This is a genomic window from Burkholderia sp. 10_S31, assembly GCF_056930375.1.
In genome coordinates this window covers 740,731-766,691 of sequence record NZ_JBXOWK010000001.1, presented here as the reverse complement: position 1 = coordinate 766,691, position 25,961 = coordinate 740,731, and the positions used below count along the sequence as shown (strand labels likewise).

The following is a 25,961-nucleotide window of genomic DNA, read 5'->3' as shown; positions in this document are numbered from 1 at the left end:
CGAGCGAAGTCCCACGCACCCTCCCACCGACGATAGAACGCCAGTGAACAGCGTGCCCCGCAACACACGCTCGGTGGCCTCCGCACACACACCATCAAGGCGCCAGCCGCGTGAACACGAAGTCGTGATTCTTCACGCGCGCCTGGTGGCACGCAAAGCACGTCTGGTGCTGACCGATATCGGCCGGCACGCCGTTGATGAAGCGCCCGAAACCCCACCCGCCCGTCGACGCATAGCGACGCGAATCCTTCACCATCACCTGCACGGTCGTCGCCTGGCCGGGCACCGTTGCCGGCGCGAACTCGTCCGACTGCTTGCGCTTGTACGCAAGCTTCACGAGGATCGTGCCGTCCGGAAACGGCAGCGTCGATTGCTCGAGCGCACGGATCGCGACGGGGTTGCCGAGCACCACGCGCAATTCGTCGAGCGGCGCGGCTTCCTCCGCCGGCGCGACCATTTCCCACTTCCGGTAGCCGGGCGGGATCGTCACGCCATAGATCGGCGACGCGGCCGCGGCCGGCTGCGGCTGCTCCGCGAACGCGGCCGGGCCGCTCGCCGACAACGCGCCGGCCAGCAGCACACCCGCAACCAGCGCACGGCGCGCGCCGCGACGCACGACACCCGAACCTGCCCGCATCACAGATGCTCCACTTGCAGGATCGCATCCGCGAACGCCTGCGGCGCTTCCTGCGGCAGGTTGTGGCCGATGCCGCCGGTGATCGTCCGGTGCTGGTACTTGCCGGTGAACTTCTTCGCATACGCGGCCGGTTCCGGATGCGGTGCGCCGTTCGCGTCGCCTTCCATCGTGATCGTCGGCACGGTGATGGCCGGGCCGGCCGCGAGCCGCCGCTCGATGTCGTCGTATTGCGCCTCGCCCTTCGCGAGCCCGAGGCGCCAGCGATAGTTGTGGATCACGACGGCCACGTGGTCGGGGTTCCGGAACGACGCGGCGCTGCGCGCATAGGTCTCGTCGGAGAACTGCCACTTCGGCGACGCGAGCTGCCAGATCAGCTTGTTGAACGCATCGCGGTTCTCCGCGTAGCCGAGCGCGCCGCGCTCGGTCGAGAAGTAGAACTGATACCACCACTGGAATTCGGCCTGCGGCGGCAGCGGCTTGCTGTTCGCCTGCTGGCCGCCGATCAGGTAGCCGCTCACCGACACCAGCGCCTTCACGCGCTGCGGCCACAGCGCCGCGATGATGTCGGCCGTGCGCGCGCCCCAGTCGTAGCCGCCGAACACCGCGCGGTCGATCTTCAGCGCATCCATCAGCGCGACGATGTCGACGGCCGTCACCGCCTGCTGGCCGTTGCGCACCGTGTCGGCCGAGCGGAACGTCGTCGATCCGTAGCCGCGCAGGTACGGCACGATCACGCGATAACCGGCCGCCGTGAGCAGCGGCGCGACTTCCGCGTAGCTGTAGATGTCGTACGGCCAGCCGTGCAGCAGGAACACGACGGGGCCGTTCTTCGGCCCGAGGTCCGCATACCCGACGTTGAGCACGCCGGCGTCGATCTGGTGGATCTTGCCGAGCGACGCCGCGCCGGCCGCGCGCTTCGGCGTCGACGCATCGGGCGCCGACTGCGCGCGAGCCAGCGAGCCGAACCCGAGGTCGGCCAGGCTCAGGCTGGCGAGTGTCGTACCCAGAATCAGGCGGCGGCGGGTGTTCACGGTATCAGGCATGACGCGTTCTCCATTGTCGATCGCTAAGGAAGGGGCCCGCGGCACATGCGGGCGCTCCGGTATCACCGTTCAGGGCGGCGGCGCATGGCACCGCGCCGCCGTGTGAATCGCTTCACCGGTTTTATATCCGAACCATCCGGATGCTTTGTATCCCAACGTATCTGTGTTCGAGGACGACACACAGCGATTCAAAATCGCACGCGAAACGGCGCGTTTCGGCAGCCGCGCGGCACACGCGGCCGCCGTGCGCCGAGGCGTCAGAGCAGCTTGACGATCGCCGGCACGCTGAGCACGGCGACGTAGTAGCCCATGAACTGCACGCCGGTATTGAACGCGAACAGGCGCGACAGCATCCCGCCGAACAGGCCGACCGTGACGATCACCGCCAGCCCCAGCAGTTGCCCTTCCCACACGCCGATCACGACGATCAGCCCGGCGAAGGTCGCGATGATCGCCTCGTGGCTCAGCTTGCGCGAGACGAACGACGCCGCGCGGTGCGCGTGATGCATTGCAAGCGGATACGCGATCAGCGCGGCCAGCAGGATCGACAGCAGCCCGTAGCCGAGGAACTCGGGCCAGCTCATCAGCGTATGCAGGTTGTGGATCTGCCCGCTCGCCGCGTCGACCGTGAAGCGCGGCGGCGCATTGAACAGCGGCGCGGCCGGGCCGGCCGCCACCGGGCTCAGCGGCAGCCCGAACGCGATCAGCGGAATCAGTGCCTCGGCGATGTAGGTCGCCTCGGTCACGCCGTTGCGCGCGGCGATCACGGTCGTCAGGCGCTGATACGCATGACGCACGCGCGCGCCGACGATCTCGCCCATCAGCACCGTCATCGCGACCGGGCTGAACACGAAGGTCGCGCTCGACACCGCAGCCGTCCCGACCGTCCAGCCCACCTGCTCGCGGTCGAGCACCTTCAGCGGATTCGGGAAGTAGCCGCGCCAGCCCTTCACGTCCGGCGCGAGCACGAACGTCGACGGCCCGTCGCGGCGCATGCGCCGCCGCTCGGCCGGCGACAGGATCGAGAACAGGTCGGCGACCAGCGGCCCGATCGCGATCCCGAGGAAGTAGCTGACGCTCAGCTTCACGCCGTAATGACCGGTCAGCGCCTGCAGCCCGACCACCAGCATCACGAACGGCACGAGCAGCAGCACCGACGCCCAGCGTCCCGCGGAAAAATATGCAATGCCGACCGCGGCCGCGAGAAACACCCATGGCGCGGCTTTGGCGATCACCGTGCCGAACGGCGCGAGCAGCGACGCGAACAGCACCGCGAGCGGCAGCGCGACGAACGCGGCGACGATCGCGCCGGAGATCATCTTGCGCAGCGCGATGTGCGGCACGCCGAGCGCGCGCAGCAGCGTCGCCTGCTGCAGCAGCGGCGCGGCCATCGTATCGCCGGGAATGCCGAGCAGCGCGGTCGGGATCGAATGCGTGATGTGCTTGGCCACCGCGCCCGCGAGGAAGAACGTGAACACGCCGGCGGGCGGCACGCCGAGCAGCGCGACGAGCAACGTGAGCGGCGCGATCGTCGTCGTTTCGTCGGTGCCGGAGATCAGACCGATGCCCGAGAACACGATCGCGCCGAGCAGCCCCATCGCCAGCGCGGCCGGCAACGCATGCAGGAGCGCGTCCATCAGCGACCTCCGGTGCGCGCCCGCGCGCTCGACGCTTCGTACGAAGCGAACAGGTCGAGCAGACCGAGCTCTTCCATCTCGGCGCGCGCACTCGGCGACAGGTCGCTCACCGCGCCGAGCCCGCCCGATGCTTCGGCGAGCTGCCGGAGCGCTTCGTCGCGCTCGGGGCCACCGGCCGCGTGCTCGATCACCGTACGCTTCGGCTTGAACAGCAACGCGCACAGCGCGCCGGCCAGCAGGCAGCCGCCGAGGCCGATCAGCATCGCGTATGCCCGCGCGATGGCCGCGTCGCGCACGAACGACGCGAGCGCGATCCGGCCGGCCTCAAAGGCGCCGAGGCTGATCGCGATGCCGAGCAGGACCGACCACGCCAGGTGCTTCGTGGCGACCGTGTCGCCCCACACCTCGACGAGCGTGTCGGCGGACGCATCAGCCTGCGCGAACGGCTGCACGCGATGCGACGCCGCCGATACCGCGCTTGAACCGGTCTGTTCCATCTGTCTCCTCCTTGATTGATCTGTCGCCGGCCATACCGGCACGGCATGCGGCACACGGCATGCCGAACGCCGCGCGTCAGCCGGCGCTGCGCTCCGTCAGCAGCGCGACCGCGAAATCCGCGCGCACGTCTTTCGCCGCGACCATCCGCTGCGCGATCCGGTCGATGTCCGCGCCCGTTGCACCGGCCGCGACGGCAATGTTGCGCGCATGCAGCGCCATGTGGCCGCGCTGGATCCCTTCGGTCGCGAGCGCGCGCAGCGCTCCGAGATTCTGCGCAAGGCCGACCGCGACCGCAATCTCGCCGAGTTCCTGCGCGGACGTCACGTCCATGATCTTCAGCGCGAGACGCGCGAGCGGATGCGTCTTGGTCGCGCCGCCGACGAGCCCGACCGGCATCGGCATCTCGATCGTGCCGACGAGGTCGCCGTTGTCGGCCTTCTCCCACGTCGTCAGCGACGTGTAGCGGCCGCTGCGGCTCGCATACGCATGCGCGCCGGCCTCGACCGCGCGCCAGTCGTTGCCGGTCGCGACCACCACCGGATCGATGCCGTTCATGATCCCCTTGTTGTGTGTCGCGGCACGGTACGGGTCGGTCGCCGCGAACACGTACGCATCGATCACGCGATCGATGACCGCCTCGCCCGGATAATCGACGGTCGCGAGCGTCTGCGCCGAGTACCGTACCTCTGCACGCGCCAGCCGAAGATCCGCGAGATTGGACAGTATCCGCAACCGTACCTGCCCGCCGGTGATCGCTTCGATACGGGTCGCGACGGCTTCGGCCATCGTGTTGACCGTGTTCGCGCCCATCGCGTCGCGCACGTCGACGATCAGGTGCGCAATCACCATCGCGCCGCGCGGCGTGTCGGGGAACACATGCACCTCGATGTCGCGGCAGCCGCCGCCCAGGCCGACCAGCACCTTGTCGCGGCTGTTCGCGAGCGCGATCAGTTCGGCCGCGTGCCGCAGGATCGCGAGCCGCGCGCCGTACGGGTCGCCGACGCCGATCACCTGCACCTGCGCGCGCATCAGCGGCCCGCTGCTCGACGTGCGGAAACCGCCGGCCGCGCGGGACAGCTTCGCCATATACGAGGCGGCCGCAACGATCGACGGCTCCTCGACGGCCATCGGCACGATCACGTCACGGTCGTTGATCCGGAAGTAGCCGGCAACCGCCATCGGCAACTCGAACGTGCCGATCACGTTCTCGATCATCCCGTTCGCGGTGTCGAGCGACAGCGCACCGGGTTCGGCGAGCAGCGCGTGCTCGGCATCGTCGAGCCCGACAGTACGGGCGAGGTGGGACAGGCGCTGTGCGGGCGTGAGCGCACGAAAGTTCGGCAACGCGGAATCGATGGGCATGATGTCGTTCTGTTTCGGGGTGGCGCTGTTGCCTGCCGCGGTTGCGGCGGGCTGCGGATAGCCGAATAATAGTCACACTGTACCCATTTAAAAGGTACAGACGGACCAGACAGTCGACCCTCCGTACCCATGACAGTGAACCTGCCCGACGGAACATTGCGATGAAACAGCGTGCAAGAGCCAGCCTGTCTGGCGCCATGGCGGACAATCTCGCCAGACAGATCGAGGAAGGCGTGTTGCCGGCCGGCGCGAAGCTGCCTTCCATCAGGGAATACGCTGAGGCGTCCGGGTGTTCGAAGAACACCGTGATCAGCGCGTTCGAGATGCTCGCCGCCGACGGCCTGATCGAGCCGCGCCGCGGTGCCGGCTTCTTCGTCACGCGGCGCGCGGCGGCCGCGCCCGACCTCGACGAGCCGAGCTCGCTCGACCGCGCGATGGACATCGTGTGGCTGATGCGCGAGCAGCTTCACGAGAAACCCGACGTGCTCAATCTCGGCGAAGGCTTCCCGCCGATCGAATGGCTCGAGGAAACGCGGCTGAACCAGTACCAGCAGCGCATCGTGCGTACCGGGTCCGCTTCGCTGTTCCGCTACGGCAGCCGGTTCGGCTACCTGCCGCTGCGCCAGTCGCTGCAGCAGAAGCTCGCCGGCTACGAGATCGAGGCGCCGCCCGCGCAGATCGTGCTCACCCACGGCGCGAACCAGGCGATGGACCTCGTGCTGCGCTACTTCGTGCGCCCCGGCGACACCGTGCTCGTCGACGATCCCGGCTACTACCCGCTGTTCGGCAAGCTCAAGCTGAGCGGCGCGAACATCGTCGGTGTGCCGCGCGAGATCGACGGCCCGGATGTCGCGAAGCTGGCCGAGCATATCGCCGCGTATCGGCCGAAGCTGTTCTTCACGCAATCGGTCGGGCACAACCCGACCGCGACCGACACGAGCGCGGCCAAGGCACACCGGATCCTGCAGCTCGCCGACGCGCACGACCTGATCATCGTCGAGGACGATGCGCTGGCCGATCTGCGGCCGCGCTCGCTCACGCGCATTTCGACGCTCGATCAGCTGCGCCGGACGATCTATATCGGCAGTTTCTCGAAGTCGGTATCGGCGGCGCTGCGCGTGGGCTTCCTCGCGTGCAACGCGGCACTCGCGAGCGACCTCGCCGACGTGAAGATGCTGACCCACGTCAGCAGCTCCGAATACTGCGAGCGTACGCTCGATGCGATCGTCAGCGACGGGCATTTCCTGCGGCACACGAATCATCTGCAGGAGAAGCTGCGGCGCGCGACCGCCACTGCGCTCGACGCGCTCGATCGGCTCGGCGCGCAGGTCTATCGGCCGAGCGAGCAAAGCCTGTATCTGTGGGCCGCGTTGCCCGGATGGTCCGATTCGATGGAACTCGCGCAGGCGATGCTGGCGCGCGGCGTGATCCTCGCGCCGGGCGCGGTGTTCTCGCCGCAGGCCGATCAACCGTCCGCCTATTGCCGGTTCAATGTCGCGTATCTGGCCGACAAGCGGTTTGCGCAGGCGCTGCAGGCGCTGAAGTAGCAAGGAACGCGGGGCGGCATTGCAGCCGGCCCGCGCGCTCCCGTCAGACCACGCTTACGCGCGACGCAACGGCCGGAACCCGGCACGCACTTCGCGGGCAAACAGTTCCGGTTCTTCCCATGCCGCGAAATGGCCGCCCTTGTCGACTTCGTTGAAGTAGATCAGGTTGTGATAGCTGCGCTCTGCCCAGCTGCGCGGCGCCTGGTAGATCTCGCCGGGGAACACCGTGATCGCCGCCGGCAGCGAGATGTCCACCGCATTGAAGTTGTTCGAGTGATCCTCCCAGTAGATCTGCGCGGCGGACGTCGCCGAGTTGGTCAGCCAGTACAACGAAATGTCGTCGAGAATCTCGTCGCGCGGAATCGAGCGTTCGGGCACGCCGCCGCTATAGGTCCACTGCGAGATCTTGTCGTACATCCACGCGGCCTGCCCCGACGGCGAGTCGGCGAGTGCGTAGCCGACCGTCTGCGGACGCGTGACCATCATCGCCGAGTAACCGCAGTTGTCGCGATAGAACGTCGCGAGCTTCTCGTACGCGGCCTTCTCCTTCGGCGACAGCGATGCCGGCGCCGGCGCGTCGGTCTGGAGCAGCGTCGCGATGTCCGGCGGCACCGTCGCCGGCATGTTCACGTGGATCCCGGCCAGACCCTGCACGCGCTGCATCGCCATCCGGTGCGAGATCACCGAGCCGCAGTCGCCGCCCTGCGACACGAAGCGCGTATAGCCGAGGCGCGCCATCAGTTCACCCCAGGCCCGCGCGATGTGGTCGGAGCCCCAGCCCGTCTTGGTCGGACGGCCCGAGAAACCGAAGCCCGGCAGCGACGGCACGACGACGTGGAACGCATCGTCGGCACTGGCACCGTGTGCGGTCGGGTCGGTCAGCGGGCCGATCGCCTTCAGCAGTTCGAAGACCGACCCCGGCCAGCCGTGCGTCATGATCATCGGCATCGCGTTCGCGTGCCGCGACCGCACGTGGATGAAGTGAATGTCGAGCCCGTCGATTTCGGTGATGAACATCGGGAAACCGTTCAGGCGCGCCTCGCCCTTACGCCAGTCGTAGTCGGTGCCCCAGTACTGCAGCAGCGCCTGCATGCGCGCGAGCCGCACGCCCTGCGATTCGTCGGCGACGGTCTCGCGTCCCGGCCAGCGCGTCGCGGCGATGCGGCGGCGCAGATCGGCCAGCGCTTCATCGGGAATGTGTGCGGTGAACGGGCGTATGCCGTTGCCGCCGGTTGCCGCATGGAGCGCGGTGGGCAGCATCGCGGATACACCGGCGGCCACGGAAGTGGCCAGCAGGTGGCGACGCATCGGGGAAAACGGTGTGGAAGACATCGTTCGGCATCTCCTTTCGTGAAGTGGAAAGTGAACATGCCGCGCGCCCGAGCGCGCCTTCGCTTTCAATCGGGCGCGCGCCGGTCACGCGGCTTTGCCCATTTGAAAGGTCTGATGTATCCGGGATTTGTCTGATTTGTACGCGTTTGTAGCGGAGATGCGACCGTCGCCGTCACATCAGGGCGCGACCCAGCGGCCTTCGTAGCCGTCGTCGTTCAGGTCGAACACCGCGCGGCGATGACCGCTGCGGGCGAGATCGAGCCAGTCGATGCGCGTCACCGTGACATGGAGCACGCAGAAGTTCCGATAACCGTCGTCGATGGGCGATGTGCCTGGGCTTGCGCTCGCCGTGACATGCGCTTCTTCAGGCGACTCGATCGGCGTGCCCGGCCGCAACGGTGCGCGATACAACAGCAGCGTATGCGGACGGCTCGACTGCCAGATCGCGCGACGTTGCGCTTCGTCGTCGCAGATCGATGCGACGCCTTCCGCGCGAATCTGCACGAGCGCGTCGAGATCGGTCGCGACGATGGCGATGCGCGGATCGCGGCGCAGCTCCGCAACCTTCTCCGAACGCGCATCGGTATGGAACGCCAGCAGACGATCGGCGCGGCTCACTTGCCGCAACACAATCGTGCGCACCTTCGGCGCGCCGTCGAGCCCGAGCGTCGCGGCCTGCACCATCGTGAACGGCGAGCGCTGTGCGTTGACGCCCGACTCGAGGCAGGACCAGAGACGATCGCAGGTTTGCGAGAGCGATTCGGAAGCGGGATCGGACATGACGGCGCGGCGATCTTGCGGGATTCGGTCGCGCTAGCTTAACCGTTTCCGCGGCGGGGTTCGTGGCCCCCCCGCGGCTGCCGTTGCAAACCCGCCGCCGCGTGGTTCAGTTATAGCCGAGGACGACCGGTGCGGCGTCACTCGTGTCGCTCGAATCCGCGCCAAAGCGGCCGAGCACGTCCGCGACGTACTGCGGCCCCGCGCTGATCTGCGACGACTTGTGTTCGACGGGACGGATAGCGGCCATGCCCGGCGCTTCATCCCTCCATGCGGCGTCGTTGATGACAATGCTCATGTGTGTCTCCTCACGCGGCCAGCGCCGCACCATACGCGCGCACCAGGCGCGCCACGCCTTCCCGGATCGCGTCGACGTCGGGTGCGGCGAACGACAGACGCAGCGATGCGGCGTCGACGTTGTCCGCGAAGAACGCCTTGCCCGGCACGAAGACGACCTTGTTCGCGATCGCCTGTTGCAGCAGCACGTCCGACGACACCGCGCCGATCCGCGCCCACACGAACATCCCGCCTTCGGGACGATGGAACGTGATCGCATCGCCGAATCCGTCGCGCAGCGCGTCGCACATCGCATCGCATTTGCGCTTGTAGGCCGCCGTGATGCGCGGCAGGTGGCGTTCGAGCGCGCCGTCGGCGAGATACTCGGCGGCGGTGGCTTGCGTCCACGGTGCGCTGCACAGGTCGACAGTCTGCTTCGCGATCACGCAGCGTCGCGCGATCTCGGTCGGCGCGATCGTCCAGCCCACGCGCAGCCCCGGTGCGACGATTTTCGACAGGCTCGCGAAGTGCACGATCCAGTCGCGCGCGCCTTCGACTTCGTTCGCGAGCGCGAGCATCGACGGCACCGGTTCGCCCGCGAAACGCAGATCGCCATAGGGATCGTCCTCGACGATCAGGAAACGGTATTGCACCGCGAGACGCAGCAGCTTCAGCCGGCGTTCGCGCGTGAGCGTCGCGCCGGTCGGGTTCGCGAAGGTCGGGACCGTGTAGAGCAGCTTCGGCTGCGCGATCGTGCCGGATGCGAGTTGAGATGCGAGGCGGTCGACGTCGAGGCCTTCACCGTCGACGGGGATCGTCACGATGCGCGCCTGTTGCAGACGCATCGCCGACAGCGTCGCCGGATAAGCCGGTTGTTCGGTCAGCACGACGTCGCCCGGGGCGACCATCACGCGCAGCAGCAGGTCGAGGCCCTGCTGCGAGCCGGTCGTGACGAGCAGTTCGGCCGGCGTGCAGGTCACGTTGCGGCGCGCCATCAAGGCGATCAGTTGCTGCTTCAGTTCGGCGAGGCCGTCGGTCGGGCCGTATTGCAGGCAGCGGACCGGCTGCGCGTACGCGCGTTCGGCGGCGGCGTTCAGGCCGTCGACGTCGAACAGGTCGCTGGCCGGATAGCCGCCCGCGAAGGAAATCATCCCCGGCTCGGAGAGGTACTTGAACAGCTCGCGGATCGGCGAACCGGCTGGATTCTGGAATGAGGGCGTAAACGCGTACATGTCGTCGTGAGCTGGATGGCACGGACGGCCGGGATAGCCGACAGGTGCCGCCCGCCAGGGCGCTTCTGGCGCCCAAGGCGGGAATTCGAGCCACGATTGTCGATAGTCATTAACGCTGCGGCAAACGATATCTATGCACTAGGTCTTGCGGTTTGGTCATTAATTGGGTGGAGCGGGGGATGCTTGCTGTCGGCTGGAATCGAACCTATTCGACGGCCTCGACAGACACGTTGGAGCTTCACGGTGTGGCAGCAAGCTCTCTCTGGCAAATTGCTGCTGCACACCTTTCCGCATCTCTCCGCCATCTCAATGTATTGCTACGTGTAGCCCTCGGGACACCAAGATCAACGATACGGCAATTTCTGTAGCCCACGGGCTACTAGACCCTTGTTTGATCGACTCAACAATCGACTGCCACTTCACTGGCCGGCAGCACCGCGCACAAACAGCGACCACCGGCCAAAGACGCATGGCAGCCCCACCCCGCCCCGATTACCTAGGTAATTGACACCTATCGACCTAGGTAATTGTCCTCCCTACCATGGTTTCCGACGCGACCCAAAGCGCCCCACACCAAGAGGACACGACCATGACCACCCAGGACGTCGACACCAGCACCCTGCGGCGCGTGATCGCCGCAGCGTCCATCGGCAATTTCGTCGAATGGTTCGATTTCGCCGCATACGGCTTTCTCGCCACCATCCTGACGCGCGAATTCTTCCCGAGCGGCGACCCCACCATCGGGCTCCTGAAGACCTTCGCCGTCTTCGCGGTGGCCTTCGCATTCCGCCCGCTGGGTGGCCTCATCTTCGGCGTCATCGGCGACCGGATCGGCCGCAAGCGCACGCTTGCGCTGACGATCCTGATGATGGCCGGCTCGACGACGTTGATCGGCCTGCTGCCGACCTACGCGAGCATCGGATACTGGGCGCCGTTGCTGCTCACAATGATTCGCTGCGTGCAGGGCTTTTCCGCCGGCGGCGAATATGCCGGTGCATGCGCTTACGTGATGGAACACGCACCGCGCCGCCGCCGCGCCTTCTTCGGCAGCTTCGTGCCGGTATCGACCTTCTCGTCGTTCGCTTGCGCGGCGGTGGTGGCCTATCTGCTCGAGTCGTCGCTGTCGTCGCAGGCGATGATCGACTGGGGCTGGCGCGTGCCGTTCCTGATCGCGGCACCGGTCGGCCTCATCGGCGTCTACCTGCGTGTCAACCTGAATGAAACGCCCGCGTTCCAGGCGCTCGAAGGCAAGCACGACGTCGCGCATGCCCCGCTGATGGAAACGCTGCATTCGCAGTCGTTGAATATCCTGAAGCTCGGTGCGTTCGTGTCCGTGACGGCGCTGTCGTTCTACACGTTCACCACGTATTTCGCGACTTACCTGCAAGTGGCCGGACACCTGTCCCGCGGCACGTCGCTTCTCGTGACGGTGCTCGCCCTCCTCTTCGCAGCGGCGTTGTGCCCGGTCGCCGGCCTCTTCTCCGACCTCGTCGGCCGCCGCGCGACGATCGCCACGACCTGCCTCTTCATCATCGTGTCGGTTTATCCGGCATTCTCGCTGGGCGGCTCGGGCGTGTTGTCGCAATCGCTGATCGGCGTCGCGCTGCTCGCGATCGGCGCGGTGTTCTCGGGCGTGGTGACGGCACCGCTGATGTCGGAAGTGTTCGCGACGAAAACCCGCTATACGGCATCCGCGATCACCTACAACCTCGCCTACACGATCTTCGGCGGCACCGCCCCGCTCGTCGCCACGTGGCTGATCTCCGCGACCGGAACGAACCTGTCGCCTGCGTACTACCTGATCGCCGTGTCGATCTTCGCGATGATCGGTGGCCTGGCGCTGCCGGAAACGTCGAAGACGGCACTCGAGGAAGCCGGTCCGGCAACCGCGAGAACCGCCAAGCGCGGCGTCGAACGCGCCGTTTGAGCAACCCGTCACGCAAGAAGATCAACACACGGAGAGGCATCATGACCAACCTTCACGACGCCAGCATCATCATCGACGGCCTGAACATTTCCAGATTCGAGCGCTCGGTGTTCGAAGACATGCGCAAAGGCGGTGTCACGGCCGTCAATTGCACGGTCTCCGTGTGGGAAGACTTCCAGAAGACGATCGACAACATCGCGGAAATGAAGCAGCAGATCCGCGAATACAGCGAAATCCTCACGCTGGTACGCACGACGGACGACATCCTGCGCGCGAAGCAGGAGAACAAGACGGGCATCATCCTCGGCTTCCAGAACGCGTACGCGTTCGAGGACAATCTCGGCTACATCGAAGTGTTCAAGGAACTCGGCGTGAACGTGGTGCAGCTCTGCTACAACACGCAGAACCTCGTCGGCACGGGTTCTTATGAACCCGACGGCGGATTGTCCGGATACGGCCGCGAAGTGATTCAGGAGATGAACCGCGTCGGCATCATGGTGGATCTCTCGCACGTCGGTGCGAAAACATCATCCGATGCGATCGCCTGTTCGAAGAAACCGGTCACCTACTCGCACTGCTGCCCGTCCGGTTTGAAAGAGCATCCGCGCAACAAGACGGACGATCAACTGCGCGAGATCGCCGAAGCAAACGGCTTCGTGGGCGTCACGATGTTCATGCCGTTCCTGCGACGCGGCGCCGACGCGACGATCGACGACTATCTCGAAGCGATCGAATACGTGATCGACGTAATCGGCGAGGACAAGGTCGGCATCGGCACGGACTTCACGCAGGGCTACAGCACCGAGTTCTTCGACTGGATCACGCACGACAAGGGCCGCTATCGTCGTCTGACGGACTTCGGCAAGGTCGTCAATCCGGAAGGCATCCGCACGATCGGCGAATTCCCGAACCTCACGGCCGCGATGCAGCGCGCCGGCTGGAGCGAGTCGCGCATCAAGAAGGTGATGGGCGAAAACTGGCTGCGGGTATTCGGCGAAGTCTGGAACGGTTGAACCGCACGACAGATACGCTCGTGCCATGCGGTTCGGCTGAAGTCCAGGGCGTGAGCGAGGGGCACGATTGCCGTGTCTTTCACGTCGGATGAGTGCCTTGCACGCGCTACCGCTACAATCCGACAGGAGCGCCCCACCCGATAGCATGGGTCCGAACCCGGTTCGGCCCAGTCGACAAGATGCCGAACATGACCGACACGATGCCCAGCCTCGACTACGAAGATCTCTTCAGGCATCTGCCTGTCGCGGCGATCGTGGCCAGGGAGCGCATCATGATCGACTGCAACGAGCAGGCGCTGCAACTGTTCAGGGCGAGCCGCGACGACATCGTCGACCAGTCGTTCGCGAAGCTGTATCCGCAGCAGAAGGACTTCGCGACGACCGGCCGCCGCCTCGCGCCGCTGCTCGCGAAACATGCGGGATTCAGCGACGACCGCATCATGCGCCGTGTCGACGGCAGCCATTTCTGGGTGACCGTATGCGGCTTCGGATACAACCCGAAGCGCCCCTTCGAGCTGGCCATCTGGACCTTCACCGACCTGTCGGGCAACGCCAAGCATCCGGACGTCGCCAACACGTTGACCGATCGCGAGCGCGACGTCGCGGCCTTCCTGGTGCACGGCCTCACCAGCAAGGAAATCGGCAAGGAGCTGAACATCAGCCCGCGCACCGTCGACATCCATCGCGCGAGCCTGCTGAGAAAGTACGAAGTCCGTACGACCCACGATCTGATCGCGTGCCTGCTGGCGTGAGTCGGGCGCGCGTCAACAAAGAAGGGGGCTTCGTGGATTTCCGCGGACATCGCTTGCCGACCCGGAGCGCACCTTCAGCGTACTCGCCTGAAAAATCCGCAAGCAGATGTATAAAGGCCGCCGACGTTAGACACTCGTCTGTCCGCGATGCGCCAACGATCTTGTCAAAGATGCAAGTAGAGATGCTTGCCGAACGCGCGTATTACCTCTTCATTACGAGAGACAAAAATCCACTGACCCACTCGGTTTGAAACGAGAAGCCCGGCGTCAATCAACGTCGCGATATGTGCAGACACCGTAGACTGCGACAGACCGCTACGAGCATGGATCGCATTCGACGGCACGCCGTGACGGAAGTCGACGACGCCTCTCTCGAATCCTCGATCCGGCGTTTTCAGCCACGCCAGAATTTCGCGCCTCAAGGGGTTCGCGAGCGCCTTATGAATCAGATTTTCGTCAATCATGATGTTCGACCAGGATCGGGATGGAAGTTGGCGATATGAGGCAAGGCGGGGCTGGCATACGATATGCGTCGCCCCGACCGTTCTGCTTCACGTCGTGCACACGTTAGCTGCCGCAGCGCCAGAGTGCGGCAGCATCAGAACATGTCGGTCCGGTTCGGGTGGCCTTCGTGGTGCGCGCCACGCTCAATGCCCGCTCGAGCCTCGATAAAGGGCCCCGTGACCATCGTCGAATAGCTTTGGCCCGGCCCGACCATTGGGAACACATCGGCGTCCGGGTCGATCCTTACGTCGAGGAAGGCTGGCCCCTCGAATTCAATGAACGCCCTGAGCTTGGCCTCCAATTCATTGACCGTATCGACGCGGCAAGCGAATTCGAATCCATCGGCCCGAGCCGCCATCACGAAGTCCTTTCGATGAAGCGCCTTGTCGCTCACGAACATCCGTCCATCAAAGAAGAGCCGCTGCCACTGCCGGATCATCCCGTCGCCGCAGTTGTTGAGAAGCAGCACCTTCACGGGCACACCATACGTACTCGCCGTTTCGAGTTCGCCGACATTCATCCGGATGCTGCCGTCACCGTCGATATCGATGACGAGGGCATCCGGCCTCGCCAACTGCGCACCGATCGCAGCCGGTAGCCCGAAGCCCATTGTGCCCATGCTGCCCGATGTGAGGAAGCTGCGCGGCTCGACGAAATCGAAATACTGAGCAGCCCACATCTGATGCTGGCCTACTCCAGTCGTGACGATCGCGCGCCCGCCTGTCATCTCGCTGAGTTTCTCGATCACATACTGTGGCTGAATCGCCGTGTTGTTCCGGTCGAAATTCATGCCGTGGCGACGCTTGAGTTCCCCCACCCGATCGAGCCAGTCCGCAGAGCTTTGCACAATACGGTCATGCGCCATCAACGACTGCAACGCGTCCTTCGCATTGCCGACGTGGCTCCACTGCACCCGCTTGACCTTGTTGATTTCCGCTTCGTCGATATCGATGTGAGCCACATGCCGCGCGCCCGGCGCGAATCGGTCAGGGCGGCCACCCACGACCCGATCGTCGAACCGAGCACCCACTGCGATCAGGAAGTCGCAGTCTTCGACCGCATAGTTCGCGCAGGCGGCGCCATGCATGCCGAGCATGCCGAGCCCCAGCTCATATCGTGCGGGTATCGCACCGATGCCCATGAGCGTGGTCACGACGGGAATCCTGTAGCGCTCGGAAAACCGCAGCAGCTCGTCCGCCGCTTCTGCCGCGACAACGCCGCCGCCCGCATAAAGCAGCGGGCGCCGGCTCTGCGCCAGCAGGTCGAAGAATGCCGCACGCTTGTCGTCGTCCAGATGGACGCCCTGCGCCACCATTCGAAGGCGATCCGAGTATCCGCGCAACTGCAATGTACCGTGCCCGAGATAAGGTCCCATCCAGTTCTGAACGTCCTTCGGCACATCGACGACCACGGGTCCCGGACGGCCGGTGCGAGCGATGTCGAACGCGCTTCGCAACGTCTGCTCCAGCTTCGACGGATCGGTGACAAGAAATACCTGTTTTGCGCACGCCGACATGATGTTGAAGACAGGTGCTTCCTGAAACGCATCGGTGCCGACCATTGCGCGAGGCACTTGTCCGCAAATCAGGACGACGGGAACCGAATCCCCGTTGCAGTCGGCGATCGGCGTCACCGCATTCGTTGCACCTGGGCCGGATGTCACCATGAACACGCCCACTTTTCCGCTGGCACGAGCGTAGCCGGCGGCCATGAAGCCTGCAGCCTGCTCGTTGGCAGGAACGACGAACCGGATCTGACGCTCGGGGCTTGCCTTGTGTCGTTCGTTGAAACGAAACACCGCGTCGTACGTCGGCAGGATTGCGCCGCCGCTATAGCCGAACAGCGTATCGACGCCCTGTTCGGCGAGCACTCGCAGGATGATGTCTGTGCCGGACATCAGCTCGCCGGCGTGAGCCGGCGGATGAAGGCGTTGCGACGCAACATTCGGATTCTGGGTCATGGATGACTCGCAGGGAAAGGGACACCGATTACGTCGGCGACCGATGACAAGGGATGATTTCCCTTCCAACTCGAGAACAGCGTATGTTCCAAACCAGTTCGTGGACGATCGTTCCAACGGGCTCGGTGTATCGGGCCCTGCCCATCGCGCACGTTGGTGCTTGCGCGCCTGGAAGAATTGCGAAGGAGTTGAAATCATTCTGCCAACGATCGAAGCCGCCGGTGCGCGGATGAACCACGCGTACGGGCCAAAGTGATCGTTATCCGGGCCACGGCGGGCTCGACGCCATCGTCCTGATCAGCGTCCCGATGTCCCGGGGCAAACGCGTGCGACCGATGGGGTTGGCTCGCGCGCCGCTTCGGTGCGGTTACGCCAACAACGCTTTGGCGATGCGCTCGACGACGCGTTGACCGAGATCCTCGCTGACCAGGGCCAGGGCCAGGCGGATGCCGGCGTTCACCCCGTCCGCCGAATAGACGTTCCCGTCTTTCACGCAATGCTGACCCGCGAGGACGTTGACTCGGGAATGCTCGTTGGCAAGGCGTTGTGCGTCGCCGGGATGCGTGACCAGCCAACGACGATCGGCAAGGCCGGCACGGGCGAGCAAAAACGCACCGTTGGACACGGTCGCGAGCTTCCGCGCGTGATAACCGGTTTCGCGAAGCCAATCGACGAGTTCCCGATGCGCTCGCTCCGGACCGGCGAACCGGGAGCCGGGTATGACGACGATGTCGAACGACGCGGGCGCGTCCGCCAGGCTAGCTGTCGTGCCTACCGCGGTTCCGTTCGAGCAAACGACCGGCCCGGGCGCCGGCCCGACGAGGTGCTGTTCGTAGACTATCCGGCCACACTGTCGATTCGCTTCCTGAAACACATCCATCGGACCGCTTGCTTCGAGAAGCCGAAACCCGGCGTACAGCATGATTGCGACATCCATAGTGCATTACTCCGCAGACGTACTCGGGCGAATCGCTGACTTTGTCGCCGCACCGCAGTGGCAGGCCATGCCGGCGGGAACGCCTCCGGCCGACCGGGCAAAGCCGGCACGGGCCCCCGACATGGCATGCAATTCCTTCGAACAACGGCAACGCGTGACGCGCTTCGGTCGATACGACAATTCGGCTTACCCGATCCATTTCCGGCGCCGTTCTTGCCCCGCACGTTGTCGGAACCCAGTCTAGTCAGACGACGCGAAAGCCGAAACCCGAACATGCAATCTTGCGCGGCCAATCGCGGCGAGATTTCGGCCACGTCGCGTCGCCGGCTTCGGCTCCCGACGAGCGGCTGCAACGCTGCAAACGTCGAAGCACGCCGGCCTGGCTGACATTCAGCCTTGTTCCCACGACGCAAAAGTCAATTACCGGACCGTGTGTCCACGCAGTCCCTCCGTTGCGGTAATCTGGCGCAACGCTCGTCACCACGTCCCCGCGCCGGCTCGAAACGCGATGCCGCAGCCGCGGCGCGTGATGCCTCTGCGCGAGCGGGCTCTTACTTGCTGAAGGTCAGGAATGAAAGTCGCCATTGTCATCTTCGATGGTGTGCAGGCGTTGGATGTCGCAGGCCCACTGGACGTATTTGCGGAAGCCAACACATATCTTCCTGTTCATCAAAGGTATGAGGTTTCCCTCGTGGGAAGCCGGGCCGGCACCGTGACCTGTTCGAACGGAATGCAGTTGTCCGTCCCGTTCGGCTTTGCGGATATCGACGCGCAATATGACCTGATACTGGTCGCGGGTGGTCCGCAGTTGCCGGACGCCCGACCGTCCGGCGACGTCCTTGCCTGGCTGCAGTCGCAGGCACGGGGCGCGACACGGTTCGGCTCCGTGTGCAACGGCACGTTTCTGCTCGGCCATGCGGGCCTGATCGACGGCAAGGCCGTGACGACGCACTGGGCGGTTGCAGAGCGTCTCGCAAACGAGTTTCCATTGGCAAGCGTAAAACCCGACAGCATATTCATCCGGGACGGGCGACTGTTTACGTCCGCCGGCGTGACGGCAGGCATCGATCTTTGTCTGTCGTTCGTGTCGGAAGACTGGGGACACGAGATGGCCGTCCGCATCGCGAAGCAACTGGTCGTCTATATTCAGCGCGAAGGCGGGCAGTCGCAGTACAGTCCGTTCGTCTCGGCCGGCAAGGACGAGGATCCGATCATCGGCAAGGTTCACCAGTACGTGACCGACCACATCACCGATACGCTGTCGATCGAGCAGCTCGCGAGCGCCGTGTCGGTGAGCCGCCGGACCTTCTCGCGGCTGTTTGCCAAGCATGCAAAGGTGACGCCGTCCGCGTTCGTCGAACAGATTCGCGTCGACACCGCGAGGACATTGCTCGAAAAGTCCGACGCACCGCTCAAGACCGTCGCGTTCAGATGCGGCTTTCACAGCGCGACGCATATGCGCTCGACGTTCGCGCGGCGGCTCAACGTCACGCCGCAACAGTACCGGCAACGGTTCAGGAGCACGGCGGATTCGAATCGGCACGCGCAGGCCGGTGCGGGCGACCCAGCCGGTTCGCAAGAGCCATTGCATCCGTGAGTCGCGCCGATTCGGTTCAGCCGCTGCCGGACATTCTCGAGCCCGGGTTGTCGGTGATCTTCTGCGGAATCAACCCGGGGCTCGGTTCGGCGTCGACGGGCCATCACTTCTCGAACGCAAGCAACCGATTCTGGCGCGTCGTTCACCTGGCCGGCTTTTCTCCCGAACGGATTCGTCCCGAAGACGATCGCACGCTTCTTCGATATGGTTGCGGGCTCACCACGGCAGTTTCGCGTGCGACGGCGCGTGCCGACGAGTTGTCGCGATCAGAGCTGGAAGCGGCCGCATCCGGATTTAAGCGGAAGATCGAACATCATGCGCCGCGGTACGTCGCGTTTCTCGGCAAGGCCGCACTTGCCGCGATGTCCGGCAAGCGCGACATCCAGTGGGGCACGCAACCCGATACGTTCGGCGGTGCACTTGCATGGGTGCTGCCGAATCCGAGCGGCCTGAACCGCGCGTTCGACCTCGATTCACTGGTAGCCGCCTACCGTGAACTCCGTGTCGCGATCGCGTCCGTGCCTTGAAGTTCTGCGTTGTTGCGCAGCGTGTCGGTAACGAAATCCACGAAGGCCCGGACCTTTCCGCTCGCGCCTCGCCGCTCGACATGGAGCAGGCTTACCGGAATCGGCTCGGGCTCGAACGCCGTCAGGACGGGCCGAAGCCTGCCGTCGCGCACCTCCTGGGCGGCCTGATACGACAGAAGCTGCGTCATGCCCACGGAATCGACGGCAGCCAGAACGGCGGCCGGAACCAGGTCGACGATCATCCGCGGTCGAAGTCGAACGGGCACCCGCAAACCGTTGTCGTAAAACACCCACTCGAGCGGAAGCGACACACCGGTGCATGACACGCAGTCATGACGGATCAGGTCGCGCGGATGCGCGGGTTCTCCATGCGCGGCGAGATAGGCAGGCGCTGCGTACGTTCGTCGCCGAACGACACCCAACGGAAGCGCGAATATCGACGAGTCGCCCAGGTGGCCGATCCGGATGGCAATATCGACGCCCTCCTCGAGCAGCCGCGTGGTCCGGTCGACATACACCGCGTTGACGTCGACATCGGGATAACGCAATACGAATGCATTCACCAACGGCGCGATGAAGCGCTGGCCGAACAGCACCGGGGCCGAAACGGTCAGCGTGCCCACGGGGTTCTCATGATCCGCGGCAATATTCACCTCCGCGTCCGCGATGACGTCCAGCACCTTGCGGCACGCATCGGCGTAGGTCGTACCCGCGTCCGTTGCCCGCACCGAGCGCGTCGTGCGCGCCAGCAGTTGCGTGCCGATTCTGGTTTCGAGCGAATGGACCGCCCGCGAAACCGCCGCCGTCGACAAGCCGAGCTTCTCCGATGCGGCGGTGAAGCTGCCGCGGTCGACGACGGCCACAAAGACTTCCATCTCGCGCAACTTGTCCACTCCGCCTCCCGACCCGGTCGATTGAATCCATACGTCGCGATTGTATGCGCGCGATCCTGCCGGTCGAGCTTTCGCACGTTCGGGTGACCCAAAAACGCGGCAGGATGGCCGCAATCGATCCATTTCCGTTCGGCATGAAGCATGCCGATCGTGCCACTCGCGGTTCGCCGATGCCGGTCATTCCGGCCCGACGTAAACAGAGTCTTTCCGTTCGTGCCGGTAATGAAGACGTCCACTACGGCCGTGGCACATTTCGCTCGCTCATTGGCCCAAAACCGAAGCTGCTCGCGCTATGGGAAAGCCGCTCCATCTCTGACAATGAATGCCATCACCGCGTGGCCGCGACAGCACGACAATACCGGCCCGCATCGCCGGGCGCCGTGCGTCTTGCACATTGCGTCGTATTGCTAACCGAATGAGAGAGTCCGCCATGTTTTCTGCAATGCTTGAAGTCAAGCCGATACCGGAACAGTTCGATGCCTATCTCGGCATGGCGAAGATGCTTCGGCCCGAACTCGAGAAGATCGACGGGTTCGTCGATAACACGCGCTATGGAAGCCTGACCCGGGACGGATGGCTTCTGTCGCTGTCGAGCTGGCGCGACGAGAAGTCGCTGGTGCGCTGGCGAACCTCGACGAAGCACCACACCATTCAGCAGGTCGCGCGCGATCGCATATTTTCCGACTACCACCTGCGCATCGGCCAGGTCGTCGCCGATACGTGCATTCCAGCAGGTCAGGTCCTGCAGGAACAGCGCCTCGACGTGACCGAGGTCGGCGCAGGCACGGCCGTCATGCTGCTGGATGCGACGTGCGCACCGGACTGGCCCAGGCAGGCAGGCGCGCAAGCGGTTGCCGAATGGGTGGGGCTCGACACGCAGGCGCACGGCCTCGTTGCATGGGACGCGTTCGACGCGCTGTTGACGCCCGGCGACGTGATCGTCGTCGCGACCTGGCGCGATCAGGCTGCCGCCGCCGCGTTCGAACGCGGAGCGAACCTGCGCTCCGATACGCGCGTTCGGCATATCCGCATCGTGCGGGAGTACGGCATGTTCGATCGCAGGGAAGCGCCGCAGCACTTCGACGAAGCGCGTCGCCATGAACCGGCCACACGCTGACGGCATCTTGCCGATGCCGTCATTTCTCCAATCTCGGTAGATAAGGGATCCTATGAGTTCCGCCCCCCCTTCGACGACCGGAACGAGCGAGCCGCTCGGCGTACCCGCACCGGCGCACGCGCCGTTGCGGAACACGCAGACGCCGGTGCAGCCGGGCTCCGGCCACGCTGCATTGTCGCCTCGTGTCGCTATCGGCCTGGTCGGAATGCTGTTCGCGTCGTTGCTGGCGATACTCAACGAACAGGTCACCGCATCGGCGATGGCCGACATTCAAGGCGCACTGTCGATCGGACATGACGACGGGACCTGGCTGACCGCGCTGTTCGAAGCCGCCAACGTTGCGACGATGGTGTTCGCCCCATGGTTCGGTATGACCTTCACGCTGAAGCGATTCACGATCGGCGCCGTCGTCGCCACGTTGATCTTCGGCATGCTTTGTCCGCTCGCGCCGACCCTGCCCGCACTTTACGTGCTGCGCGTGCTGCAGGGCGTGGCGGGCGGTTGCCTGCCGCCGATGCTGATCATCGTCGCGCTGCGCTATCTGCCGCCCAAGATAAAGTTGTACGGGCTCGCCGGATACGCGCTGACCGCAACGTTCGGGCCCGCGCTCGGCACGCCGCTGGCTGCATTGTGGACGGAGTATGTCAGTTGGCGCATGGCCTTTCTTCAGATCGTGCCGCTCGGGATCGCGAGCTGTCTGGCGATTCGGTTCGGCATCCCGGCCGATCCGCTGAAACTCGAACGGTTCGGTTCGTTCAACTGGATCGGATTCCTCACCGGCTTTCCCGGCGTGGCAATGCTCGTGATCGGCCTTCTGCAAGGCGATCGCCTCGACTGGCTGCATTCCGCCTTCATCTGCGCGATGTTTTCCGGCGGGGCGTTCCTGCTTGCGGTGTTCCTCGTCAACGAATGGTTTCACCCGCTGCCCTTTTTCAAGCTGCAGATGCTCGGCCGCCGCAACTTCGCGCACGGCCTCCTCACGCTCACGGGCGCCGTGGTGCTGCTGGTCGGCGTCGCCGCGATACCGGGGCAGTATCTCGCGAAGGTTCACGCCTACAGAGCGCTGCAGACGGCTCCGCTGTCGCTGCTGGTCGCCCTCCCGCTACTGATTGCGCTGCCCCTGACGGCCGCCGTGCTGAACCTTCGGCAGATCGATCGCCGCTGGGTGCTCGGTATCGGACTTGCCCTCATGGCAACGACATGTGCGATGGGTAGCGTGATGACGTCCGAGTGGATTCGCGACAATTTCTATCTGCTTCAGTCGTTACAGATCGCGGCCCAGCCGATGGTAATCCTGTCGATCCTGATGGGCGTCACGACGGGTTTGCCGCCGACCGAGGGCCCGTTTGCGTCGGCCATGTTCAATTCGCTGAAGACGTTCTCCGCCGTAGCCGCGACTGCGCTGATCGAAAGAGTCGGTACCGCTCGCGAACGCTTTCATTCGAACGTGCTGGTGGACCGCCTGGGCAACCACATGGCGGCGACGGACCAGAGCATCGACACCCTTCGCGGTCTTAGCGAGCTTGCACACCGAGTCCACGAGCAAGCGTTCGTGCTGACGTCGGCCGATCTCTATCGCGTGATGGCGGGCGTCGCGATTGCGCTTCTTCTCCTCGTTCCGGTGTTGCCCGTGCGGATCTATCCGCCGTGGACCATGACGCCGCCTCCTTCCCGTTGATGGACAAAATCATGTCAACCGCCACCCGTTTCCCGTTCAAGACCGCTTACGTTGCCGCATCCTTGGTCGCGGCAGGCATGGCCGTATGGGGCTGCGCACGGCTCGTTTCCGCACCGGCTACCGAGTCAACGAACGACGCCTACGTACAGGCCGACTTCACGCTCGTTGCACCGCGCGTCGCCGGTCAGATTTCCGACGTCCTGGTGGACGACAACGAGTCGGTGAAAGCCGGCCAGTTGCTGGTACGCATCGACGATCGCGACTTCCGCGCGGCATTGCTGAGTGCCCAGGCGGATGTGATTGCGGCCAAGGCGTCCGTGGCCAATTTCGAAGCCGAGATTGCACGACAGCCATCGCTCGTCGGGCAGGCGCGAGCGACGCTTCGGTCCGACGAGGCCAGTATCGCGTTTGCGCGGGCGAATGCATCGCGTTACCAGAATCTCTCGGAAGCCGGTGCAGGCACGGCACAGGAGCAGCAGCACGCTTCGACGACGCTCGCCGAGCAGCTCGCCCAGCAAGCGCGCGATCAGGCCGTGTTGACGGCGACCGAGCAGAACCTCGACGTCCTGCGCGCCGGACGCGACAAGGCGGCGGGCGCGCTGGCGCGTGCCGAGGCGGCGCTGGAACAGGCCACGCTCAATCTGTCCTATACGGAAATCCGCGCGCCGGTTGACGGAAAGATTGGACGACGTTCCGCGCGGGTGGGTGCGTTCGTGACGCCCGGGACAGCGATTCTCGCGATCGTTCCGCTCCGCGACGCCTATGTCGTGGCCAACTTTCAGGAAAACCAGATCACCAACATGCGACGAGGTGCCGGCGTACGCATCAAGGTCGACAGCTTTCCGGGCGTCGTGATTCGCGGCCATGTGGACGGTCTCGCGCCCGCGACCGGCGTGAGCTTCGCGCCCATCGCGCCCGACAACGCGACAGGCAATTTCACGAAGGTCGTACAGCGTGTGCCCGTCAAGATCACGATCGACCGCGGGCAGCAGGCAGCGTCTGCACTGAGTGTGGGGCTTTCCGTCGAAGCGGAAGTGGCCGTTGGCGAGCATCGCGATGTGCCGGTGGCGGGAGGGAACGGGAAATGAAAACGAGCGAATTCTCCGTACGCGAGACGGTACTGGCGATACTCGCATGTCTCGTGATGGCGGGATGCACGTTGGGTCCTGACTTCGAACGTCCGAAAAGCCCGACACCCGATGTCTTCAGCCGCACCGAAGCGGCGCAAGCTTCGAGCAAACCCGTCGAATCGCCATTCAATCCGGATTGGTGGACGCTCTTCGGCGATCCGATACTCGACTCGCTGGAAAAACAGCTCGCCGACGCGAATCTGGACGTGGCAGCGGCCTCGGCACGCCTGCGACAGAGCCGTGCGCAACGGCGCGTTGCGGGTGCCGCGGAACTTCCCACCATCGTCGGCGCTGCATCGTATGACCGCGAGCGTGGAAGCGAGAACGGCATATTGTCGTTGCTTGGCGTCACGCCGACACAGACTCAACCGCAATCGGCATCGGGAAACGCGCCGGTCGGCGTGGCGGCGTTGCCGGGATCCAAAGGTTCGCCGGCCTACAATTTGTATCAGTCGGGTTTCGATGTATCGTGGGAGATCGACATCTGGGGCCGGGTTCGACGCGGCGTCGAAGCTGCAACCGCATTGACCGACGCGTCTTACGAGGATCGCAATGCCGTGCTGCTGTCGGTCCGGGCCGAGCTCGCGCGGGACTATATCGAGTTGCGCGATACGCAGTCTCAGCTTCGTATCGCACGGCAGAACCTCGAGATTGCCCGGGATGCAGTCAACCTCACGCAAGTTCGCGTGCGCGAAGGGGTAACGACGGAGCTCGACGTCGCCAATGCCTCTGCACAGGCCGAGTCGATTGAAAGTCTGATCCCGACGCTCGAAGCGAAATGCGAGACGACGATCAATGCGATTGGCGTGTTGCTCGCACAGAATCCGGGGGCGCTGCGGGATGTGCTCGGCGAGTCTCGCGACGTTCCGCCGCTCCCTGAACACGTGCCGATCGGCTTTCCGTCCGAACTCATGCTGCGCAGACCGGATGTCAGGAGAGCGGAGGCGCAGCTGCATGCAGCAACGGCGTCGATCGGAATGGCGAAGGCCGACTTTTATCCGCGCATTTCGTTGAACGGCAGCGCGGGTTTCCAGAGCCTGCAACTGTCGAGCCTCGCCAACTGGGCATCCGGCCAGTTCGTCGTCGGGCCGTCGATTACGCTTCCGATCTTCGAGGGTGGCCGTCTCAAGGGAATGCTCCACCTGCGGGAAGCGCAACAACAGGAGGCCGCGATCAACTACCAACGTACCGTACTCGAGGCATGGCGGGAAGTGGACGACGCGCTGGTCGTCTACACTGCCGAACAGCGCCGGCGCGATCGGCTCGTATCCGTGGTGACGCTGAACCAGCGCGCGCTCGCGATCGCGCGGCAACGGTACAAGGCGGGAGCGGTCGATTACCTCGATGTACTGAACGTGCAGAAACAGTTGGTGGCGGCACAGAGCAATCTCGAGCAAAGCAAGGCAACCGCCGACACCAACCTCGTCACGCTTTGCAAGGCACTCGGTGGCGGCTGGGAATCGACGTACTCGATTCAGGACGCTGCTCGCTGACAAGGCGCTCAGACGTAAACTCACCCCAACAAAAAAGGCCCGGCAAAGCCGGGCCAATCAGATCGAGACACAAGGAGAATCCCGCCCACCCC

At 64.7% G+C, this 25,961-nt stretch carries 24 protein-coding genes; 11 read left to right on the top strand and 13 right to left on the bottom strand.

The genetic code is table 11. From position 1 onward, the window contains the following. Nucleotides 1-94: 94 nt before the first annotated feature. From AC1Z3W_RS03525 to AC1Z3W_RS03505, 5 genes are all read right to left on the bottom strand, one after another. The gene (locus tag AC1Z3W_RS03525; protein WP_057925910.1) at nucleotides 95-637 is read right to left on the bottom strand and encodes a cytochrome P460 family protein; all 543 of its coding nucleotides are present in this window, start codon (nucleotides 635-637) and stop codon (nucleotides 95-97) included. Further along, the gene (locus AC1Z3W_RS03520; protein ID WP_483507031.1) at nucleotides 637-1,680 is read right to left on the bottom strand and encodes an alpha/beta fold hydrolase; all 1,044 of its coding nucleotides are present in this window, start codon (nucleotides 1,678-1,680) and stop codon (nucleotides 637-639) included. The genes AC1Z3W_RS03525 and AC1Z3W_RS03520 overlap by 1 nt, the downstream gene beginning before the upstream one ends. 257 nt (nucleotides 1,681-1,937) lie before the next feature. After that, nucleotides 1,938-3,317 carry a tripartite tricarboxylate transporter permease gene (locus tag AC1Z3W_RS03515; RefSeq protein WP_483507029.1) on the bottom strand — a complete coding sequence of 460 codons (1,380 nt, stop codon included), beginning with the start codon at nucleotides 3,315-3,317 and terminating at the stop codon, nucleotides 1,938-1,940. Continuing rightward, nucleotides 3,317-3,814, bottom strand: coding sequence for a hypothetical protein (locus AC1Z3W_RS03510; protein ID WP_057925913.1), 498 nt, complete (start codon nucleotides 3,812-3,814; stop codon nucleotides 3,317-3,319). The genes AC1Z3W_RS03515 and AC1Z3W_RS03510 overlap by 1 nt, the downstream gene beginning before the upstream one ends. Before the next feature lie 76 nt (nucleotides 3,815-3,890). Next, nucleotides 3,891-5,177, bottom strand: coding sequence for a hydroxymethylglutaryl-CoA reductase, degradative (locus AC1Z3W_RS03505; RefSeq protein WP_124835455.1), 1,287 nt, complete (start codon nucleotides 5,175-5,177; stop codon nucleotides 3,891-3,893). A gap of 161 nt (nucleotides 5,178-5,338) precedes the next feature. On the opposite strand from AC1Z3W_RS03505, the gene AC1Z3W_RS03500 reads away from it, so the two are divergent. Beyond that, nucleotides 5,339-6,724, top strand: coding sequence for an aminotransferase-like domain-containing protein (locus AC1Z3W_RS03500; RefSeq protein ID WP_057925915.1), 1,386 nt, complete (start codon nucleotides 5,339-5,341; stop codon nucleotides 6,722-6,724). Between the two features lie 54 nt (nucleotides 6,725-6,778). Here AC1Z3W_RS03500 and AC1Z3W_RS03495 read toward each other — a convergent pair whose 3' ends face one another. The 4 genes from AC1Z3W_RS03495 to AC1Z3W_RS03480 all read right to left on the bottom strand — a co-directional run bounded on the left by AC1Z3W_RS03495 (nucleotide 6,779) and on the right by AC1Z3W_RS03480 (nucleotide 10,341). Continuing rightward, the gene (locus tag AC1Z3W_RS03495) at nucleotides 6,779-8,056 is read right to left on the bottom strand and encodes an epoxide hydrolase family protein (protein WP_057925916.1); all 1,278 of its coding nucleotides are present in this window, start codon (nucleotides 8,054-8,056) and stop codon (nucleotides 6,779-6,781) included. Between the two features lie 177 nt (nucleotides 8,057-8,233). Further along, nucleotides 8,234-8,836, bottom strand: a complete 603-nt coding sequence (locus tag AC1Z3W_RS03490) for a pyridoxamine 5'-phosphate oxidase family protein (protein WP_057925917.1) — start codon at nucleotides 8,834-8,836, stop codon at nucleotides 8,234-8,236. A 106-nt stretch (nucleotides 8,837-8,942) separates the two neighbouring features. Further along, nucleotides 8,943-9,131, bottom strand: a complete 189-nt coding sequence (locus AC1Z3W_RS03485; protein ID WP_057925982.1) for a hypothetical protein — start codon at nucleotides 9,129-9,131, stop codon at nucleotides 8,943-8,945. A gap of 10 nt (nucleotides 9,132-9,141) precedes the next feature. Continuing rightward, a complete protein-coding gene (locus AC1Z3W_RS03480) occupies nucleotides 9,142-10,341 on the bottom strand; it encodes an aminotransferase-like domain-containing protein (RefSeq protein WP_057925918.1) in 1,200 nt (399 codons plus the stop codon). Between the two features lie 589 nt (nucleotides 10,342-10,930). On the opposite strand from AC1Z3W_RS03480, the gene AC1Z3W_RS03475 reads away from it, so the two are divergent. The 3 genes from AC1Z3W_RS03475 to AC1Z3W_RS03465 all read left to right on the top strand — a co-directional run bounded on the left by AC1Z3W_RS03475 (nucleotide 10,931) and on the right by AC1Z3W_RS03465 (nucleotide 14,033). Continuing rightward, nucleotides 10,931-12,268, top strand: a complete 1,338-nt coding sequence (locus tag AC1Z3W_RS03475; protein ID WP_057925919.1) for an MFS transporter — start codon at nucleotides 10,931-10,933, stop codon at nucleotides 12,266-12,268. A 41-nt stretch (nucleotides 12,269-12,309) separates the two neighbouring features. Continuing rightward, nucleotides 12,310-13,281 (top strand): dipeptidase, encoded by a 972-nt coding sequence (locus AC1Z3W_RS03470; RefSeq protein ID WP_057925920.1) that lies wholly within the window; start codon nucleotides 12,310-12,312, stop codon nucleotides 13,279-13,281. A 179-nt stretch (nucleotides 13,282-13,460) separates the two neighbouring features. Next, nucleotides 13,461-14,033 (top strand): PAS and helix-turn-helix domain-containing protein, encoded by a 573-nt coding sequence (locus tag AC1Z3W_RS03465; RefSeq protein ID WP_057925921.1) that lies wholly within the window; start codon nucleotides 13,461-13,463, stop codon nucleotides 14,031-14,033. A 164-nt stretch (nucleotides 14,034-14,197) separates the two neighbouring features. Here AC1Z3W_RS03465 and AC1Z3W_RS03460 read toward each other — a convergent pair whose 3' ends face one another. The 3 genes from AC1Z3W_RS03460 to AC1Z3W_RS03450 form a co-directional block, all read right to left on the bottom strand. Beyond that, on the bottom strand, nucleotides 14,198-14,497 hold the full coding sequence (locus tag AC1Z3W_RS03460; protein ID WP_057925922.1) for an ArsR/SmtB family transcription factor: 300 nt from the start codon (nucleotides 14,495-14,497) through the stop codon (nucleotides 14,198-14,200). Between the two features lie 134 nt (nucleotides 14,498-14,631). Next, nucleotides 14,632-16,497: a biosynthetic-type acetolactate synthase large subunit gene (gene ilvB / locus AC1Z3W_RS03455; protein ID WP_483507023.1), complete on the bottom strand. Its 1,866-nt coding sequence runs from the start codon at nucleotides 16,495-16,497 to the stop codon at nucleotides 14,632-14,634. Between the two features lie 367 nt (nucleotides 16,498-16,864). Continuing rightward, entirely contained in the window at nucleotides 16,865-17,434 is a 570-nt protein-coding gene (locus tag AC1Z3W_RS03450) for a DJ-1/PfpI family protein (RefSeq protein ID WP_483507021.1), read from the bottom strand. 571 nt (nucleotides 17,435-18,005) lie between these two features. Here AC1Z3W_RS03450 and AC1Z3W_RS03445 point away from each other — a divergent pair. Both AC1Z3W_RS03445 and mug read left to right on the top strand, forming a co-directional pair. Continuing rightward, nucleotides 18,006-19,031 carry a GlxA family transcriptional regulator gene (locus AC1Z3W_RS03445; protein ID WP_057925924.1) on the top strand — a complete coding sequence of 342 codons (1,026 nt, stop codon included), beginning with the start codon at nucleotides 18,006-18,008 and terminating at the stop codon, nucleotides 19,029-19,031. Continuing rightward, a complete protein-coding gene (gene mug, locus AC1Z3W_RS03440; protein WP_185734587.1) occupies nucleotides 19,028-19,558 on the top strand; it encodes a G/U mismatch-specific DNA glycosylase in 531 nt (176 codons plus the stop codon). The genes AC1Z3W_RS03445 and mug overlap by 4 nt, the downstream gene beginning before the upstream one ends. Here the strand turns inward: mug and AC1Z3W_RS03435 are convergent. Further along, a complete protein-coding gene (locus tag AC1Z3W_RS03435) occupies nucleotides 19,519-20,451 on the bottom strand; it encodes a LysR family transcriptional regulator (RefSeq protein ID WP_483507018.1) in 933 nt (310 codons plus the stop codon). The two genes, mug and AC1Z3W_RS03435, sit on opposite strands and share 40 nt — an antisense overlap. 44 nt (nucleotides 20,452-20,495) lie before the next feature. Between AC1Z3W_RS03435 and AC1Z3W_RS03430 the strand changes: the two genes are divergently transcribed. Genes AC1Z3W_RS03430 through AC1Z3W_RS03410 form a run of 5 tightly spaced genes read left to right on the top strand, consistent with a single transcriptional unit; the run spans nucleotide 20,496 to nucleotide 25,869 of the window. Further along, nucleotides 20,496-20,870, top strand: a complete 375-nt coding sequence (locus AC1Z3W_RS03430) for a hypothetical protein (RefSeq protein WP_175826266.1) — start codon at nucleotides 20,496-20,498, stop codon at nucleotides 20,868-20,870. 11 nt (nucleotides 20,871-20,881) lie between these two features. Next, the gene (locus AC1Z3W_RS03425; RefSeq protein ID WP_483507016.1) at nucleotides 20,882-21,568 is read left to right on the top strand and encodes an antibiotic biosynthesis monooxygenase family protein; all 687 of its coding nucleotides are present in this window, start codon (nucleotides 20,882-20,884) and stop codon (nucleotides 21,566-21,568) included. A 52-nt stretch (nucleotides 21,569-21,620) separates the two neighbouring features. Further along, the gene (locus AC1Z3W_RS03420; RefSeq protein WP_483507014.1) at nucleotides 21,621-23,246 is read left to right on the top strand and encodes an MFS transporter; all 1,626 of its coding nucleotides are present in this window, start codon (nucleotides 21,621-21,623) and stop codon (nucleotides 23,244-23,246) included. An 11-nt stretch (nucleotides 23,247-23,257) separates the two neighbouring features. Then, a complete protein-coding gene (locus tag AC1Z3W_RS03415; RefSeq protein ID WP_057925984.1) occupies nucleotides 23,258-24,334 on the top strand; it encodes an HlyD family secretion protein in 1,077 nt (358 codons plus the stop codon). Then, complete coding sequence (locus tag AC1Z3W_RS03410) at nucleotides 24,331-25,869, top strand: efflux transporter outer membrane subunit (protein WP_057925929.1); 1,539 nt, start codon at nucleotides 24,331-24,333, stop codon at nucleotides 25,867-25,869. Before AC1Z3W_RS03415 ends, AC1Z3W_RS03410 begins: the two co-directional genes overlap by 4 nt. Nucleotides 25,870-25,961: the final 92 nt, after the last annotated feature.

Bases quoted from the DNA above. Each gene is read 5' to 3' on its own strand.
- AC1Z3W_RS03525 (WP_057925910.1), bottom strand. From the start codon at position 637: ATGCGGGCAGGTTCGGGTGTCGTGCGTCGCGGCGCGCGCCGTGCGCTG.
- AC1Z3W_RS03520 (WP_483507031.1), bottom strand. From the start codon at position 1,680: ATGCCTGATACCGTGAACACCCGCCGCCGCCTGATTCTGGGTACGACA.
- AC1Z3W_RS03515 (WP_483507029.1), bottom strand. From the start codon at position 3,317: ATGGACGCGCTCCTGCATGCGTTGCCGGCCGCGCTGGCGATGGGGCTG.
- AC1Z3W_RS03510 (WP_057925913.1), bottom strand. From the start codon at position 3,814: ATGGAACAGACCGGTTCAAGCGCGGTATCGGCGGCGTCGCATCGCGTG.
- AC1Z3W_RS03505 (WP_124835455.1), bottom strand. From the start codon at position 5,177: ATGCCCATCGATTCCGCGTTGCCGAACTTTCGTGCGCTCACGCCCGCA.
- AC1Z3W_RS03500 (WP_057925915.1), top strand. From the start codon at position 5,339: ATGAAACAGCGTGCAAGAGCCAGCCTGTCTGGCGCCATGGCGGACAAT.
- AC1Z3W_RS03495 (WP_057925916.1), bottom strand. From the start codon at position 8,056: ATGTCTTCCACACCGTTTTCCCCGATGCGTCGCCACCTGCTGGCCACT.
- AC1Z3W_RS03490 (WP_057925917.1), bottom strand. From the start codon at position 8,836: ATGTCCGATCCCGCTTCCGAATCGCTCTCGCAAACCTGCGATCGTCTC.
- AC1Z3W_RS03485 (WP_057925982.1), bottom strand. From the start codon at position 9,131: ATGAGCATTGTCATCAACGACGCCGCATGGAGGGATGAAGCGCCGGGC.
- AC1Z3W_RS03480 (WP_057925918.1), bottom strand. From the start codon at position 10,341: ATGTACGCGTTTACGCCCTCATTCCAGAATCCAGCCGGTTCGCCGATC.
- AC1Z3W_RS03475 (WP_057925919.1), top strand. From the start codon at position 10,931: ATGACCACCCAGGACGTCGACACCAGCACCCTGCGGCGCGTGATCGCC.
- AC1Z3W_RS03470 (WP_057925920.1), top strand. From the start codon at position 12,310: ATGACCAACCTTCACGACGCCAGCATCATCATCGACGGCCTGAACATT.
- AC1Z3W_RS03465 (WP_057925921.1), top strand. From the start codon at position 13,461: ATGCCGAACATGACCGACACGATGCCCAGCCTCGACTACGAAGATCTC.
- AC1Z3W_RS03460 (WP_057925922.1), bottom strand. From the start codon at position 14,497: ATGATTGACGAAAATCTGATTCATAAGGCGCTCGCGAACCCCTTGAGG.
- ilvB (WP_483507023.1), bottom strand. From the start codon at position 16,497: ATGACCCAGAATCCGAATGTTGCGTCGCAACGCCTTCATCCGCCGGCT.
- AC1Z3W_RS03450 (WP_483507021.1), bottom strand. From the start codon at position 17,434: ATGGATGTCGCAATCATGCTGTACGCCGGGTTTCGGCTTCTCGAAGCA.
- AC1Z3W_RS03445 (WP_057925924.1), top strand. From the start codon at position 18,006: ATGAAAGTCGCCATTGTCATCTTCGATGGTGTGCAGGCGTTGGATGTC.
- AC1Z3W_RS03430 (WP_175826266.1), top strand. From the start codon at position 20,496: ATGCGCGCGATCCTGCCGGTCGAGCTTTCGCACGTTCGGGTGACCCAA.
- AC1Z3W_RS03425 (WP_483507016.1), top strand. From the start codon at position 20,882: ATGTTTTCTGCAATGCTTGAAGTCAAGCCGATACCGGAACAGTTCGAT.
- AC1Z3W_RS03420 (WP_483507014.1), top strand. From the start codon at position 21,621: ATGAGTTCCGCCCCCCCTTCGACGACCGGAACGAGCGAGCCGCTCGGC.
- AC1Z3W_RS03415 (WP_057925984.1), top strand. From the start codon at position 23,258: ATGTCAACCGCCACCCGTTTCCCGTTCAAGACCGCTTACGTTGCCGCA.
- AC1Z3W_RS03410 (WP_057925929.1), top strand. From the start codon at position 24,331: ATGAAAACGAGCGAATTCTCCGTACGCGAGACGGTACTGGCGATACTC.